This window comes from Austwickia chelonae NBRC 105200, assembly GCF_000298175.1.
Classification (GTDB): domain Bacteria; phylum Actinomycetota; class Actinomycetes; order Actinomycetales; family Dermatophilaceae; genus Austwickia; species Austwickia chelonae.
Genome location: NZ_BAGZ01000002.1, coordinates 102,366 through 118,263, shown reverse-complemented (window position 1 = coordinate 118,263; position 15,898 = coordinate 102,366). Strand labels below are relative to the sequence as shown.

The 15,898-nt window shown below is 66.1% G+C and carries 12 protein-coding genes and 1 tRNA gene; 11 read left to right on the top strand and 2 right to left on the bottom strand.

The window, feature by feature from the left end:
• Positions 1 to 140 precede the first annotated feature (140 nt).
• On the top strand, positions 141 to 1,493 hold the full coding sequence (locus AUCHE_RS01500; protein WP_006501487.1) for an MFS transporter: 1,353 nt from the start codon (positions 141 to 143) through the stop codon (positions 1,491 to 1,493).
• A 72-nt stretch (positions 1,494 to 1,565) separates the two neighbouring features.
• Here the strand turns inward: AUCHE_RS01500 and AUCHE_RS01495 are convergent, their stop codons facing one another.
• Positions 1,566 to 2,969 (bottom strand): LssY C-terminal domain-containing protein, encoded by a 1,404-nt coding sequence (locus AUCHE_RS01495; protein ID WP_006501486.1) that lies wholly within the window; start codon positions 2,967 to 2,969, stop codon positions 1,566 to 1,568.
• A gap of 204 nt (positions 2,970 to 3,173) precedes the next feature.
• A tRNA-Arg gene (locus AUCHE_RS01490) sits at positions 3,174 to 3,245 on the bottom strand.
• A 214-nt stretch (positions 3,246 to 3,459) separates the two neighbouring features.
• On the opposite strand from AUCHE_RS01490, the gene argS reads away from it, so the two are divergent.
• From argS to AUCHE_RS16430, 10 genes are all read left to right on the top strand, one after another.
• Positions 3,460 to 5,136, top strand: coding sequence for an arginine--tRNA ligase (gene argS / locus AUCHE_RS01485; protein WP_006501485.1), 1,677 nt, complete (start codon positions 3,460 to 3,462; stop codon positions 5,134 to 5,136).
• A gap of 11 nt (positions 5,137 to 5,147) precedes the next feature.
• On the top strand, positions 5,148 to 6,584 hold the full coding sequence (gene lysA / locus AUCHE_RS01480; RefSeq protein WP_006501484.1) for a diaminopimelate decarboxylase: 1,437 nt from the start codon (positions 5,148 to 5,150) through the stop codon (positions 6,582 to 6,584).
• A gap of 102 nt (positions 6,585 to 6,686) precedes the next feature.
• On the top strand, positions 6,687 to 8,033 hold the full coding sequence (locus tag AUCHE_RS01475; protein ID WP_006501483.1) for a homoserine dehydrogenase: 1,347 nt from the start codon (positions 6,687 to 6,689) through the stop codon (positions 8,031 to 8,033).
• 1 nt (position 8,034) lies between these two features.
• Complete coding sequence (gene thrC, locus AUCHE_RS01470; protein ID WP_006501482.1) at positions 8,035 to 9,141, top strand: threonine synthase; 1,107 nt, start codon at positions 8,035 to 8,037, stop codon at positions 9,139 to 9,141.
• Positions 9,142 to 9,145: 4 nt separating this feature from the next.
• Entirely contained in the window at positions 9,146 to 10,132 is a 987-nt protein-coding gene (gene thrB / locus AUCHE_RS01465) for a homoserine kinase (RefSeq protein WP_006501481.1), read from the top strand.
• Positions 10,133 to 10,503: 371 nt separating this feature from the next.
• Entirely contained in the window at positions 10,504 to 12,492 is a 1,989-nt protein-coding gene (gene rho, locus AUCHE_RS01460; RefSeq protein ID WP_006501480.1) for a transcription termination factor Rho, read from the top strand.
• 234 nt (positions 12,493 to 12,726) lie between these two features.
• Positions 12,727 to 12,942: a 50S ribosomal protein L31 gene (gene rpmE / locus AUCHE_RS01455; RefSeq protein ID WP_006501479.1), complete on the top strand. Its 216-nt coding sequence runs from the start codon at positions 12,727 to 12,729 to the stop codon at positions 12,940 to 12,942.
• A 103-nt stretch (positions 12,943 to 13,045) separates the two neighbouring features.
• A complete protein-coding gene (prfA, locus tag AUCHE_RS01450) occupies positions 13,046 to 14,128 on the top strand; it encodes a peptide chain release factor 1 (RefSeq protein ID WP_006501478.1) in 1,083 nt (360 codons plus the stop codon).
• Positions 14,125 to 15,039 carry a peptide chain release factor N(5)-glutamine methyltransferase gene (gene prmC / locus AUCHE_RS01445; RefSeq protein WP_006501477.1) on the top strand — a complete coding sequence of 305 codons (915 nt, stop codon included), beginning with the start codon at positions 14,125 to 14,127 and terminating at the stop codon, positions 15,037 to 15,039. Before prfA ends, prmC begins: the two co-directional genes overlap by 4 nt.
• Before the next feature lie 184 nt (positions 15,040 to 15,223).
• On the top strand, positions 15,224 to 15,895 hold the full coding sequence (locus AUCHE_RS16430) for a hypothetical protein (protein ID WP_162137208.1): 672 nt from the start codon (positions 15,224 to 15,226) through the stop codon (positions 15,893 to 15,895).
• Positions 15,896 to 15,898: the final 3 nt, after the last annotated feature.

Below are 15,898 nucleotides of genomic sequence, written 5' to 3'. Positions count from 1 at the left end.
CGCCGCCGTCACCCCGGAGCCGGTGGCAGGTCCTGTTCCTGTCCTGACTCCGGGGTCGGCCGTATCGGTTCGTCCTTCGCGGCTCCGGGTCGTGCGGCCGCGCTATTTCCCACAACGATGTGAAGAAAGTGACCCCTGTCATGACGGCTACTCAGCCGACGCCGATGACGGCGCTGGAACAGATAGATGCTCATCCACTGACGCGTAACCAGCGGTCGTTGATCGGTCTGGCCATCACCGGCAATATCGCCGAGTTCTTCGATATGTTCCTGATCGGGTTCGTCATTTCTTACCTGGTCAAGCCGTGGCATCTGACCGGTTTGGAATCCGGCGTGATCCTGGCTTGTTCCGGTTTGGGAACCGTGGTGGGCGCCATCATGTGGGGACGCCTGGCCGACATGATCGGTCGTAAGCAATCCTTCAAATGGTGTGTGATTCTTTTCGTCGGTTTCACCGCGCTGTCGGTGTTTACGCCAGACCGTGGGTGGATCTTGTTGGCGATCCTGCGTATCGGTGTGGGGATCGGCGTCGGGGGGTTGAACATCACGTCGATCCCTTATGTCCAGGAATTCGTCCCGGCGGCTCAGCGCGGTCTGCTCTCGGGCCTCGCCTCGGTGTTCATCCCGTTGGGTCTCTTCCTGGGTTCGATGGCGCAGGCCTGGTTGGGTGACATCATCGGATGGCGTGGTCTGATCGCCCTGGGTGCGATCCCGATCTTCCTGCTCGCCTGGTTGGCGAAGGTGCCGGAGTCCCCGCGTTATCTGCAGCTGCAGGGTCGTACGGACGAGGCGCGTGAGTCGTTGGCCTGGGCCTTGGAGATCCCGGTGTCCGAGGTGGGCGCCCTGCCGGAGGCGAAGGTCGACGAGGGCATGTCTTACGGGCAGGTGATCCGCAAGCACCTGCGTCCGCTGGTGATCGTCACGCTCGGGTCGTTCTGTTTCATCCTGGGTTCGTTCACGGTGCAGTCCTGGGGACAGACCTTGCTGAAGGAGGGTTACGGTTACGCGGCTGCCACGGTCGGCTACCTGTTCATGGGGGTTTCCCTCGCCGACCTTCTGGGCCGTCTGGCCTCGGCCTGGCTGGCCGACCGGATCGGTCGCCGGTGGACGATGTTCTCCTTCGGGATGTTGGGTGCGGTGGGCGCGGTGGTCGCCGCGACGTCCACGTCCGGCACGGTCTTCTTCATCGGCGTGTTGATCATCATGGGCTTCGGTGACGGGGCCTTCGGCATCCTGAACGCTTTCGGCGCCGAGCAGTTCCCCAATGAGGCCCGTTCGACGGGCCTGGGGTTGGGCTACGGGTTGGGAGCGATGGCGAAGGTCGTGGGCCCCGGGCTCATGGGCGTGATCGTGGGCGGCGACATGAACAAGCAGAATGTCACGGTGGACGCGGTGCCGCCGGCGTTCTTCCTCTTCGCGGTGCTCCTGGTCATCGGGTCGTGTATCTACTTGTGCGCGAAGGAGACGAAGGGACGGTCGTTGGATTCGATCTGACCGCTGGTCGATGTGGCGCGGGGCCGATGGGATATCCCATCGGCCCCGCACCACGTGTACGAACGGAGAGGGTCAGCTCGGCGCTGCGGCGAGGCTCCCCGGTCCGGACTTGCTCGTCCATTGTCGGGCGGAGAGGCTGGTCAGCGCGTAGATGGTGGCCAGGTCGAGGCTCATCGGTGAGATGGTGACCCAGTTGGGTCGTTCGCCATAGAAGGCCTGGAGGAGCTGTCCGACCAGGGAGAGGCAGAGCAGCGCGAGCATGAAGAGTCGCGCGGTCTTGCTCCCGCGGAAGGTCGACCAGGCCAACGAGCCCATGATCAGGTAGGTCCCGATGACGATGGCCGTCAGGATGATCTGGGCGGTTCCTTCTTCGTCGGGGGAGAGCCCTTCGCTGATGGCGTCGAAGTTGCTGATGTCGATGACTGCGGTGATGACCGACCCGAGCAGGGAGAGCAGGGTCATGATGCCGGCGATGACGATGGAGAACGGGCGCCGTCCCACTTCGGTCAGCAGCTGGTCATGACGGTTCTTCTTGGCTTCGGCCCGGGTGGTATTGGTCGGGATGGCCGTGGTGTAGCCGTATTCGGTGTTCAGGTCGACGGCGGGCGTCGGGCCGGGGACGACGAGATCTCCCAGCTGAACGATGGGCAGGTCGCCGTCGGTGGTGACGGCGTCGCCGCCGCCGTTGCGGCAGTGGTAACCGGTGGAGAAGTCCTCGATGATGTCGACGGTGGCTTCGGGGACGGCGTAGACGATCGAGTCGACGATGTAGTCGCGTTCGATGTCGATGTCGCGGTCGATCTTGTGGGTGACCTGCAAGGTGAACAGCGAGAAGCCGACCGATCGGTCGTAGGTGCCTGCGGCGAGCCAGTCGACATGGTGGCCACCGGGGAGGAGCCAGCCTTCGGGGGCGGGCCAGAAGCGGACGTGGTGTCTTTGCGCGGGGTTGCCTTCGACTTCCTGCTGGTAGGCGAACTCCTGCATGGAGCCGAAGAGCATCAGTGGGCTGACGGGCGCTTCTGGGTAGCTCTTCCGGGTGATCGATGCGGTGACGATCCGTGCGCTGGAGGCCAGGTTGACCGGGTCGGCGAGGACCCATCCTGCGCGGGTCATGGCTTCGTGGATCTGTTCGGCGCTGCCCCGTAGTGCGAGGTTGACGGGGTCTCCGAGGAGCCCGTCGCTGGTCCGGCTGCGTCCGATGAAGTAGTCGGGGACGTAGAGGGTGGTCAGGACGCGGTGCAGGCGTGGCAGTGCCAGGTAGGCGAGCACGGCCCAGAAGACCAGCAGGTAGGCGATGGAGACCCATCGGGTCAACCCCTGCCTGAGCAGGAGGAAGGCGAAGACGAAGGTCAGGAATGTGGTGACACCGAAGAACAGGTTCTCGATGAGATCCAAGGCGAAGAATCGGCGCAAGGCATATGTCTCGACCTTTTCGGGCACATGGTCGTAGACAGGCTTGCGTGCTGGCGTGGTCATTTACCGTCCTTCCCGGCTTATGTGCTGTCACAGAGTCGCACGGGTGTCTGATCCTTCATATAGCCACCTGGCTCATCGTCGTCCCGGGGCAGGAGATAAAGGGACTCCGGTCCGGTTACGGGTGACGACGCGACATAGTCCTGAAGGCCGGGGACATGAGTAAGGGGCGAGACCGATTCGGTCTCGCCCCTTCGCTCCATCGAGTGCCCCCGGCAGGATTCGAACCTGCGCTCCCGCCTCCGGAGGGCGGTGCTCTATCCCCTGAGCTACGGGGGCTCACTCATATGTCGTCGTCCGTATGACGAGTGACAGGAGAACGTTACCAGCTCGAACGCCCAAGAAGGGAACCGGCAGGTGGGAAGGCGCCCTCCGGTGCAGCTCTCATCGCCGGGCCTGTCGTATACCGGCGGGTGGTCGCCCTGCTCGAGCCGAGGCTCCCGCAGTACGGACGGAAAACTTGTTCCGCAAGCTGACTTCGTAGTATGTCGGGGTGACACCCGACGAGCTCGCCCAGACCATCACCAGCTGCTTGCGCGACGCCGTCGCCGCAGGCGACATCCCCTTGGCTCCCGAGGCGGTGCCCGCCGCCGTCCGTGTCGAGCGACCCCGGAACAGGGACCACGGGGACTGGTCGACGAATATCGCGATGCAGCTGGCCAAGAAAGCAGGCCAGAACCCCCGCGAGCTCGCCACGGCCCTGGCCACCCGCCTCCAGTCGCAGCCCGGGGTGTCCCGGGTCGACATCGCGGGCCCCGGCTTCCTGAACATCGTCCTGGACGCTGCCAGCGCCGGCGAACTGGCCCGCACCATCGTCCAGGCGGGAAGGTCCTACGGTCGCGGTGACGCCCTGGCCGGGAAGAACGTCAACCTGGAGTTCGTCTCCGCGAATCCCACCGGACCGATCCACCTGGGCGGCACCCGCTGGGCGGCCGTCGGTGACGCACTGGCCCGGGTCCTGGAAGCCGCGGGCGCATCGGTGACCCGCGAGTACTACTTCAATGACCACGGGGCGCAGATCGACCGGTTCGCGCGGAGCCTGCTCGCCGCGGCCAAGGGCGAGGAAGCACCCGAGGACGGCTACGCAGGTGCCTACATCTCCGATATCGCCGCAGCGGTCGTCGCGCAGGAACCAGGCGTCCTGGACCAGGACGCCGCGCAGGCGCAGGAGACCTTCCGCTCCCGCGGCGTCGACATGATGTTCGAGCAGATCAAGAAGAGCCTGCACAACTTCGGTGTCGACTTCGACGTCTACTTCCACGAGAACTCCCTGCACGAGAACGGCTCCGTCGACCGTGCGATCGGCCGGCTGACCGAGCTGGGCCGTACCGAACAGCGGGACGGCGCGCTCTGGCTGAAGACCACGGACTTCGGTGACGACAAGGACCGCGTCATCATCAAGTCCGACGGCGAGGCCGCCTACCTGGCCGGTGACATCGCCTACTACCTGGACAAGCGCGAACGCGGCGCCGACATGGAGATCCTCATCCTCGGCGCGGACCACCACGGCTACGTGGGTCGGATGATGGCGATGTGCGCGGCCTTCGGCGACACGCCGTGGGAGAACCTGGTCATCCTCATCGGGCAGATGGTCAACCTCGTCAAGGACGGACAACCGGTCCGTATGAGTAAACGTGCCGGCACCGTCGTGGTCATGGAGGACCTGGTCGACGCCGTCGGTGTCGACGCCGCGCGATACCAGATCTCCCGGTACTCGATGGACTCGAATATCGACATCGATCTGGACCTGCTGGTGCAACGGTCCAATGACAACCCGGTCTTCTACGTGCAGTACGCCCACGCCCGCACCTGCAATGTCGCCCGGTTGGCCGCCTTGGACGGGGTGCACCGCCAGGACGCCTTCTGCCCGGAGACCCTCACCCACGAGACCGAGTCGGCCCTCCTGGCGATCCTCGGCGACTACCCCCGCGTGGTGGCCCAGGCCGCCGCTCTGCGCGAGCCGCACCGGGTCGCCCGTTACCTGGAAGACCTGGCTGCGAAGTACCACAAGTGGTACGACGAGTGCCGGGTACGTCCGGCTCAGCGCGACGGCGTCCTCGAGGAGGTCACCGACCTGCACCGCACCCGGCTGTGGCTCAACGACGCCACCCGCCAGGTGCTCGCCAACGGACTCGACCTGCTCGGCGTCTCCGCGCCCGAGAAACTCTGAAGGACGGTGTGATGCGCGCGCACGAGGCAGGGGCACTCCACTCTGACGGTTACGGTGCGGCACCGCAGTGGCTCCCGCACCCCACGGATGTCAACGTCCTGTTGCCCCAGCTCTGGTCGTCAGGCGTCGACAAGGACACCGACGGTGTCCTCACCGTGGCGGGGATGCGGATCACCGATCTGGTGGCTGAGCACGGGACTCCGGCCTATGTCGTGGACGAGGCCGACTTCCGCGCCCGGGCGAGGTCTTTCCGTGACGACTTCGGTGCATCTTTCGCGGGATGCGGTGGGCTGAAGGTCTACTACGCGGGCAAGGCCTTCCTGTGTACCCAGGTGGCCCGGTGGGTCATGGAAGAAGGCCTGGGTCTGGACGTCTGTTCCGGCGGTGAACTGGCGGTGGCCCAACGGGTGGGCTTCCCCGGGGAACGCCTGGAGATGCATGGCAACAACAAGTCCGTAGCCGAGATCGAGGCCGGGTTGCGGTACGGCATCGGCCGTATCGTGATGGACAGCTTCGACGAGATCGAGCGGGTCACGGCGGTCGCGGCCCGTCTGGGTGTCGTGGCCCCGGTGATGTTGCGGGTGACCGCCGGGGTGGAGGCGCACACCCACGAGTTCATCGCCACGGCGCACGAAGACCAGAAGTTCGGTTTCTCTATCGCCGGTGGCCAGGCGATGAAGGCGGCCGAAGCGGTGCTGGCGCACCCGGAACTGAATCTACTCGGGTTGCACAGCCACATCGGTTCGCAGATCTTCGACACCTCTGGCTTCGAGGTGGCGGCACGGCGGGTGTTGTCCCTGCATGCGCAGATCGCCCGGGAATCGGGTCATGTGATGCCCGAACTGGATCTCGGTGGTGGTTTCGGTATCGCCTACACCTCGGAGAACACACCGTTGTCGGCGGCGGAGCTGGGCTCACAGTTGGCGCGGATCATCGTCCGGGAGTGCGCGGTCGAGGGCATCGATGTTCCCGCCGTGTCGATCGAACCGGGACGGGCCATTGCCGGGCCGTCGGCTTTCACCGTCTACGAGGTCGGCACGGTCAAGGAGGTTCATCTCGACCATGGTGCGCGTCGGGCCTATGTCTCGGTCGACGGTGGGATGAGCGACAACGCCCGTACCGCGCTCTACGGGGCGGACTACTCGGTGACCTTGGCGAATCGGCGTAGCGATGCTCCGCCGATGATCAGTCGGGTGGTCGGGAAACACTGTGAGTCGGGCGATATCGTCGTGATGGACGAATATCTCCCGCAGGATGTACGGCCGGGTGATCTGTTGGCGGTCCCGGGCACCGGGGCCTACTGCCGGGCGTTGTCGAGCCAGTACAACCACGTGCCGCGTCCGCCGGTGGTCGCAGTCCGGCGGGGCGCCGAGGGTGTGGCCGAGGCGCGGGTGATCGTACGTCGGGAGACGGTCGAGGACATCCTGGGTCTGGACGTCGACGCCTGATCTTTCTCGTCGGGGCGGCGGAGTATCGCTTGTGCCGTCGCCCTGGGCCGGGGGTCTGTGTGGGAACCAGCTTCATCTATCAGAGCAGTAAGGAGAATTCTCTTGAGCGACAACGCTGTTGTTCCTCTGCGCGTCGCCCTGCTCGGGTGCGGGGTGGTCGGTTCGTCCGTGGCGCGTCTGCTCACGCAGAATGCCGACGACCTGGCGGCCCGGATCGGTCGGCCGATCCGGATCGAAGGGGTCGCCGTCCGGCGGTTGGGGCGTGACCGCAGCGACACCCTCCTTCCTGACGAGGCTTTCACCACCGATGCGGAAGAGCTGGTGACCAGGGCGGATATCGTCGTCGAGGTCATCGGCGGGATCGAACCGGCGCGCAGTCTGATCCTGCGCGCGATGGAACACGGTGCCAGCGTCGTCACGGCGAACAAGGCCCTGCTGGCCGAGGACGGCCCCGCGCTGTACGAGGCAGCGGCCAGGTACGGCGTCGATCTGTACTTCGAGGCGGCCGTCGCCGGTGCCATTCCTCTGCTGCGTCCCTTGCGGGAGTCCCTGGCCGGGGACGACGTCTCCCGGATCATCGGCATCGTCAACGGCACGACCAACTACGTCCTGGACAAGATGGACGCCACCGGGGCCGGTTTTGCCGAAGCCGTCGCGCAGGCCCAGGCCCTGGGGTACGCCGAGGCCGACCCCACGGCGGATGTCGAGGGTTTCGACGCCGCGGCCAAGGCGGCGATCCTGGCCTCCTTGGCCTTCCACACCAGGGTCAGCAGTCGGGACGTCTACCGGGAGGGCATCACGGAGGTCTCGGCTGCCGACGTGGTCGCGGCCGCAGAGATGGATTGTGTCGTCAAGCTGTTGGCGATCTGTGAACGTGTGGTCGACGGGCAGGGCACGCAGGGCGTGAGCGTCCGTGTGCATCCGGCCATGGTGCCTCGCAACCACCCGTTGGCCGGTGTCCGTGAGGCCTTCAACGCCGTCTTCGTCGAGGCTTCGGCAGCTGGCCAGCTCATGTTCTACGGGCCGGGGGCCGGCGGGGACCCGACGGCTTCGGCAGTGCTGGGTGACGTGGTCGCCGTGGCTCGCCATCGCGTGGGCGGCGGGCTGGGTCCGAAGGAATCTGCCTACGCGGACCTGGCTGTGCTGCCGATGGGCAGCGCTGCTACGCGGTATTACATCAATCTGGAGGTCGCGGACCTGCCCGGTGTGCTGGCCCAGATCGCCTCGGTGTTCGCGACCCACGGGGTGTCGATCCAGCAAGTCCGGCAGGAGGCCTGCCCGCCGCACGATCTCGACGAGACGGATCGTGAGCTGCCGGGGTCGGCAGCCCAGTTGGTGGTCGTGACCCATACGGCAGCAGATGCTGCCCTGTCGGCGACCGTCGATGAACTGTCCGAGCTGGACATCGTCCGGGGCGTGACGAGTGTCATGCGCGTGGAAGGGGACTGACATGGCTCACCAGTGGCGAGGCGTCATTCGAGAATATGCCGAGAGACTGCCGATGCTCTCCGGTGCGCCGGTCGTCTCGCTCTGCGAGGGTGGCACCCCGCTGATCGAGGCGGAACGTCTCTCGGCGCAGGTCGGGGCACGGGTGTGGGTGAAATTCGAAGGGATGAACCCGACCGGTTCCTTCAAGGACCGGGGGATGACCACGGCCATATCGATGGCTGCGGCGCATGGGGCCGAAGCCGTCATCTGCGCTTCCACCGGCAATACGAGCGCCTCGGCAGCCGCCTATGCGATGAAGGCCGGCATGACCTGTGGAGTTCTGGTCCCTGAGGGCAAGATCGCGATGGGGAAGCTCTCGCAGGCGATCGCGCACGGGGCCACCTTGTTGCAGGTCGAGGGGAACTTCGACGACTGTCTGATGGTGGCTCGCAAACTTGCCGAGGCCTACCCGGTGGAATTGGTGAACTCGGTCAACCCTGCCCGGATCGAAGGGCAGAAGACGGCATCCTTCGAAATCGTCGACGCCTTGGGCGATGCACCGGATATTCACTGTCTGCCGGTCGGGAATGCCGGCAATATCACTGCCTATTGGCGTGGTTACCAGGAATATCTCGGCGGCACTCCTGGTGCGCAGGGAGCGGCGGCTGCAGGGGGGCCGGCCACCCGGCTGCCGAAGATGTGGGGCTTCCAGGCCGCTGGGGCCGCTCCGATCGTGCTCGGCCACCCGGTCGACGAACCGGAAACCATCGCCACGGCGATCCGGATCGGTAATCCGGCGAGCTGGCAGCAGGCGGAGGAGGCCCGGGACGCCTCCGACGGCCTCATCGACGCAGTGACCGATGCCGAGATCCTCGAGGCACACCGTCTGCTCTCGTCGACCGAGGGCATCTTCGTCGAGCCGGCCTCGGCGGCGAGCGTCGCGGGGCTGCTCAAGATGCACACGGCGGGCTTGGTCCCTTCCGGGGCGACGGTCGTGTGCACCGTGACCGGTCACGGTTTGAAGGACCCGTCCTGGGCATTGCGTGGCGCCGACGGTTCTGAGGTGACTCCGACCAGGGTCGGTGCGGATGCGGTGAGCGCAGCCCGTGCGCTGGGGCTCGAGTTCTGATCCGGTGACGACTTCTCTGGACGGCCTGCGGGTTCGGGTCCGGGTCCCGGCGAGCAGCGCGAACCTGGGTCCGGGCTTCGATTCGGTCGGCCTCGCCCTGGGCGTCTGGGACGAGGCCGAGGTCATGGTAGGCGGCGAAGGCCTGCGCATCCGGGTCGACGGCGAGGGCGCAGACCAGGTGCCCGTGGACGAGCGGCACCTGGTGTACCGCTGTCTCGCCTTGGGTCTGCTCGAGCTGGGCTGTTCCCCGGCACCGGGGATGGAGCTCTCGTGTCTCAACCGGATCCCGCACAGCAGGGGGATGGGTAGTTCCGCCACTGCGGCAGTGACCGGTTTCACCTTGGCGAGCGCGCTGTACGTGGCCTCGTCGGAATCGGTCCCTGAGGGGGAGCTCCCGGTGGACCGCGATTTCGTCAACGAGATGGCGGCTCGGGTCGAGGGCCATCCGGACAACAGTTCGGCCAGCGTCTTCGGTGGGATGACGGTCTCGTGGGCCGAAGGTGCCTCCGGCATCGGTTTCTCCACGGCTCGGATCCCGGTGCACGAGGATGTCGTCCCGGTGGTCTTGGTGCCTGATGTGGAGTTGTCGACGGCGGCGGCACGGGCCGCGCTGCCCACGGAGGTCTCCTTGCGGGCAGCGGCCGCTACGGCAGGTCGTGCGGCCCTGCTGGTGGAGGCGATGAGTCGTCGGCCGGATCTGCTCATGGCAGCGACCTGCGAATGGTTGCATCAGGAGCAGCGTCGGATCGCTTATCCGTCGACGATGAGGGTCGTCGACGCACTTCGGGCGGCAGGTTTCGCCGCGGTGGTCTCCGGTGCGGGGCCGACGGTGATGGTGTTGACCACTCGGGACTGCTCGGCTCAGGCCGAGGCCTGTGCTACGACGGTTTGCGCTGAGAGCCCCGGCCATTGGCAGGTGCTGACTCCGGGAGTGCCGGTGGGTGGGGCGGAGGCGGCCTTGGCTGGGCGGGGGTATCCAGCCGGGGCATGAATCCGTCGGTGTCGACGGCGAGTACGTCCAGCTGGGCGAAAGCGGTGGTGCGTTCGGCCCCGTCGAACTAATCGTGCTACATTCGACTTGCTCCACGGGGAACCGTGCGCCACACCGGCCAGCCCTGATCGGATCCGACGGCACACAGGAGCAGATCGTCACCAACGGTTGATGTAATCCCGTTGCTGGCCGACCTCCCCAACCATCGCCGCCAATTTCCTTTGCCGCACACCGTGACAAGGGGACCTGAAAATATGCAGGTCCGGGCGGAAATTCTACATTGGCGCTGCCGTCGTCCCTGCGTGACGGCCCGCCGACCGAGGTCGAGGTCCGGTAGTTGACCGGCTTCGTACGACGAGGGAAGGACCTTCGTGACTGACACCACCGAGCTCTCCACGCCTGCGGATGAGGCCCCGAAGCGTCGCGGCCTGACGACGCTGCGGCTGGCCGAGCTCCAGAACCTTGCGCAGGCCATGGGTATCTCCGGTACGTCCGGCATGCGCAAGGGTGATTTGATCCTCGCCATCAAGGAACGCCAGGGCGGTGCTTCCACCATCGACGTCCAGGTCGCTGCACCTCGAAGGACGGGCAAGGTCCAGTCCACATCCGTGTCCGAGGAGAAAGCCACGTCGGACGAGGGGACACGACGCTCCACCCCCTCTGAGAAGACCACGAAAGATGCGGAGCCTGTGGTGAAGACGTCAGCAGGAGAAGTCCGAGGCACGCCAGCCGGCCAGGATGAGCAGCCCCCGGCCGGAACCGGACGCCAACGCCGCTCCCGCCGCGCCACCGCGCCGGTCGCTGCACCGGAACGACGCGAGGAGACCACCCCGGCTCCGGTCGAGCAGGAGAAGTCTTCCTCGCGCAGCGAGCAGGCCGAGGTCCGTCAACAGGGTGCTGCTGGAAATGGTGAGAGCTCCCAGAACAGCGACGAAGGTCAGGGACGTCGCCGCTCCCGCCGGGAACGGCAGCGCGACTCTCGACAGAACGGGGACCAGAGCAGCGACTCCGGACAGTCCCGTAGCGACTCCCGAGGCGAGTCGGGGCAGAGCGGCGGGCGCCAGAGCGACAACCGCCGTTTCGGCGACGACGACGACAGCCGGGGCGGCCGTCGCCGCAACCGTCAGCGCAGCCGCGACCGTAAGCGTCGGGGCAACCGTGGCATGGGCGACGACTACAGCGACCAGATGGAGACCTTCACCGAGGACGACGTCCTGGTGCCGATCGCGGGGATCCTCGACGTCCTGGACAACTACGCCTTCGTGCGGACCAGTGGTTATCTCCCCGGTCCTAATGACGTCTACGTCCCGCTGGGCATCGTCAAGAAGCACGGTCTGCGCAAGGGTGACGCGGTGACCGGTGCGGTCAAGGCACTCCGGGAGGGCGAGCAGCTCCCCGCACGGCAGAAGTTCAACGCCCTGGTGCGTCTGGACACGGTCAACGGCGGAGCACCGGACTCGGCCAAGGGGCGGGTCGAGTTCAACAAGCTCACCCCGCTGTACCCGCAGGAACGTCTGCGTCTGGAGACCGAACCGAACATCTACACGACTCGGATCATCGACCTCGTGTCGCCGATCGGTAAAGGTCAGCGTGGGCTGATCGTCTCCCCGCCCAAGGCCGGTAAGACCCTGATCCTGCAGGCGATCGCGAATGCGATCACCAAGAACAACCCTGAGGCCCACCTCATGGTCGTGCTCGTCGACGAGCGGCCTGAAGAGGTCACCGACATGCAGCGGACGGTGAAGGGTGAGGTCATCGCCTCCACCTTCGACCGTCCGGCCGACGACCACACCACGGTGGCCGAGTTGGCGATCGAGCGGGCGAAGCGTCTCGTCGAGATGGGGCACGACGTGGTCGTCCTCCTGGATTCCATCACCAGGCTGGGGCGTGCCTACAACCTGGCAGCGCCTGCGTCCGGCCGGATCCTCTCCGGTGGTGTGGATTCCTCGGCGCTCTACCCGCCGAAGCGTTTCTTCGGCGCCGCACGCAATATCGAGAACGGTGGCTCGCTGACGATCCTCGCCACTGCGCTGGTGGAGACCGGCTCCAAGATGGACGAGGTCATCTTCGAGGAATTCAAGGGCACCGGAAATATGGAGCTGCGGTTGTCCCGTCAGCTCGCCGACCGCCGGATCTTCCCCGCTGTCGACGTGAACCCGTCGGGGACACGTCGGGAGGAGATTCTGATGAGCGCGGACGAGCTGAAACTCATGTGGAAGCTGCGGCGTATCCTGTCGGCCCTGGAGTCCCAGGCTGCGCTGGAGCTGTTGCTCGCCCAGATGAAGAAGACGAAACAGAATGCGGAATTCCTGATGATGGTGCAGCGCAACAGCAGCATCAAACTGGACGACGAGGACTGAACCGTTCTGTTCCTTTCCGAGGGGTGACTCCTCAGGAAGAACGAACACGACGCGGTGCGGACCCGGCCTTCAGGCCGGGCCCGCACCGTCGTATCGGAAGGGAACGCTGCTCAGCCACCTCGGGATTTCTCCACGCCCGGCGATTTCTGGCAAACTGGGCTGTTGGCTGCCGGTTCACGTCGCACCATCCGAGGTGCGCGACCCGGCAGAGCGACCACCCCCTGAGGAGAGATCGTGCAGAAAGACATTCACCCCACTTATGTGGAGACCACGGTGACGTGCACCTGCGGTAGCACCTTCACCACCCGCAGCACGGCCAAGGGCGGCGCCATCAGCGCCGACGTCTGCAGCCAGTGCCACCCGTTCTACACGGGCAAGCAGAAGATCCTCGACACCGGTGGCCGGGTGGCTCGTTTCCAGGCCCGTTACGGCAAGAAGGCCGCCAAGTAGCTTTTCCGACCGACGCCGATCCGAGATGCCCCAGGGCATCTCGGATCGGCGTCGGTGCATGTCAGGCACAGAGTCGTCCTTCATGCCGATGAGGAGAAGCAAGATGTTGGAGTCCGCAGCAGCGCAAGCCCAGGAGTACGCCGAGATCGAGGCGCGTCTGGCCGATCCAGCGATCTTCGCCGACCAGTCCTTGGTGAAGAAGCTCAACAAGCGATATGCCGCCCTGGCACCGATCGTCCGCTCCTACGGCGAAGTACAGGGGATCACCGACGATCTGGCAGCTGCGCGTGAGCTTGCAGCTGAGGATGCGTCGTTCGCCGAGGAGATCCCCGCGCTGCAGGAGAAACTCGACGTAGCCCGGTCCCGCTTGCGGGCCCTGCTGGTGCCCCGTGACCCTGACGACGACCGGGACGCGATCGTGGAGATCAAGGCGGGGGAGGGCGGTGAGGAATCGGCGCTCTTCGCCGGGGATCTGCTCCGGATGTACTTGCGCTATGCCGAACGTCGTGGATGGTCCACGCAGATCCTCGATCTGATGGAGTCGGACCTGGGGGGGTACAAGGACGTTCGGTTGGCGGTGTCCGCTCGAGGCGTTCCAGGGCCGGGCGAGGCACCGTGGGCACGACTGAAGTACGAGGGCGGGGTGCACCGGGTCCAGCGGGTCCCGGTGACCGAGAGCCAGGGCCGCATTCACACGTCGGCGGCAGGCGTCCTGGTGATGCCGGATCTCGACGATCCCGAAGAGGTCGAGATCTCCCCGGCCGACCTGCGCATCGATGTCTACCGTTCGTCCGGTCCCGGTGGCCAGAGTGTCAACACCACCGACTCCGCGGTGCGGATCACCCACCTGCCCACCGGCCTGGTCGTCAGTTGCCAGAACGAGAAGTCCCAGTTGCAGAACAAGGAGTCCGCATTGCGGGTGCTGCGCGCCCGGCTCCACCAGATGCGGGTGGACGAGCAGGAAGCCCAGGCAGCCGACGCCCGTCGCAGCCAGGTCCGGACGGTCGACCGCAGCGAACGCATCCGGACGTACAACTTCCCGGAGAACCGGATCGCCGATCACCGCACCGGTTTCAAGGCTTACAACCTCGACACCGTCCTGGACGGGGAACTGGACCCGGTCGTGCAGTCCGCGGTCGATGCGGATGAGGCGGCCCGTTTGGCACGGATGGTCGATCGCCCGTGAACGATGATGTCTCTCCGGGCGTGGCCGATGACCAGGCTCCGGCGGAGCTCGGGAAGGCGCTGCGGTGGGCCATGTCAGTCCTCGCGGCGGCCGGGGTACCGAGTCCACAGGCGGACGCAGTTCTCCTGGCAGCTCATCTGGCGGGGATCTCCCCGGGCGAGGTGCACGGCAGCGCGATCCTGGGGGCGAAGACACCGCCGGGATACGCCTCTCTGGTGCGGCGACGTGCCGAGCGGATCCCGGTGCAGCATCTGACCGGGAGAGCGGCCTTCCGCCGTCTGGAGTTGACGGTGGGGCCGGGCGTCTTCATCCCACGTCCGGAGAGCGAGCTACTGGCCGGGGTGGCGATCCAGGAGCTGACGTCCAGGCAGGACCGGGACGGACGTCGTCAGGTGATGGTCGACCTGTGCACCGGGTCTGGGGCGATCGCACTGGCCGTGGCCGACGAGACCCAGGGCGTGGAGGTCCACGCGGTCGAGCTCTCCGCGGAGGCCTTCGTCTACACCGTTCGTAACGTGGCTGATCACGGCGGCGAGGTGGCGGCGGTCCACGGGGACGCCGGGGATCTCGACCTGCCGGCCCTGGCCCGGCTCGCCGGGACGGTGGATGTGGTCACCTGCAACCCGCCTTATATTCCTGACGGCATGGTTCCGATCGACCTGGAGGTGCGTCGGCACGATCCGTGCATGGCGCTCTACGGGGGGAGCGCGGACGGCCTGACGATTCCGTTGCGCATGGTCGACCAGGCGGCTCGACTGCTGATGCCGGGAGGCATGCTCTTCATGGAGCATGCCGAGGCTCAGGGTGAGAGCCTGCCGGCGGCCGTGCGGGCTCGTGGTGGGTGGCGTCAGGTCGAGGACCTTCCCGACCTGACCGGTCGCCCGCGGATCACCGTTGCTGTCAAAAGTTGATGAATTCCAGTATGGATTCAACCTTTTAGGGCTGAATTCGGGGAACGTCAGCTCGTCCTGACACGTTGACAACCCGTAAGCGACGGGCATTTCGGGCCCGATCCGACGTGAAGGGACGACCATGGGTTTCTTTGACCGCCTGTTTGGTGGTGGCCGAAAGGACCGGGGGCAGGGCGAGGCGCCGATGGCGCAGCCTGCGCCGGCCCCGGCACAGACCGCTCCGCCCGCACCCGCACCCGCGGCGGCCCCGGCACCTCCGGCGATGCCACCGGCACCACCGGCCGCCGCTCCTTCGCCTGCTCCGGTGAATCCGGGCGAACAGCCTCCTGCTCAGCCCGGAGCACCCGCGTCCGGTGGGCAGACACTCTCCGCTGCCGATGAGCAGGCGCTCAAGCGTTACCAGTACATGTTGCAGACGGCGCCGCCCGACCAGATCGAGAAAGCTCACGAAGAAGCCTTCGCCAAGCTCACTCCGGAGCAGCGCAAGGAACTTCTTGCGCGTCTCTCGAAGGGCAACCCGGCCGACAAGCCGGCGGACGACAGCCCCCAGGCCTTGGCTCGTTCGGCCACTCGTACCGAGATGCGGGAGCCCGGCTCTCTGCAGAAGGTCGTGGGTGGGGAAGGCGCCGGAATGGGTAAGGGCGGCGCAGCCCTGGGCATGGGTGCAGCGCTCCTGGGAGGTGTGGCTGCCGGCGTCGTCGGCACGGCGGTCTTCAACTCGCTCTTCGACGAGAATTCTTTCCAGCAGTGGGATTCGGCAGCTGAAGGGCTCATCCCCGATGTAGAGATTCCCGAGGTGGGGGATTTCTTCGGCTTCGATGGTGACTCCGGGGGCGGGTTCTTCGACGACTTCTAGACT

Excerpts from the sequence above, each read along its gene's own strand:
- AUCHE_RS01500 (WP_006501487.1), top strand. The coding sequence starts at position 141 with ATGACGGCTACTCAGCCGACGCCGATGACGGCGCTGGAACAGATAGAT.
- AUCHE_RS01495 (WP_006501486.1), bottom strand. The coding sequence starts at position 2,969 with ATGACCACGCCAGCACGCAAGCCTGTCTACGACCATGTGCCCGAAAAG.
- lysA (WP_006501484.1), top strand. The coding sequence starts at position 5,148 with ATGCGCGCGCACGAGGCAGGGGCACTCCACTCTGACGGTTACGGTGCG.
- thrC (WP_006501482.1), top strand. The coding sequence starts at position 8,035 with ATGGCTCACCAGTGGCGAGGCGTCATTCGAGAATATGCCGAGAGACTG.
- prfA (WP_006501478.1), top strand. The coding sequence starts at position 13,046 with ATGTTGGAGTCCGCAGCAGCGCAAGCCCAGGAGTACGCCGAGATCGAG.
- AUCHE_RS16430 (WP_162137208.1), top strand. The coding sequence starts at position 15,224 with ATGGCGCAGCCTGCGCCGGCCCCGGCACAGACCGCTCCGCCCGCACCC.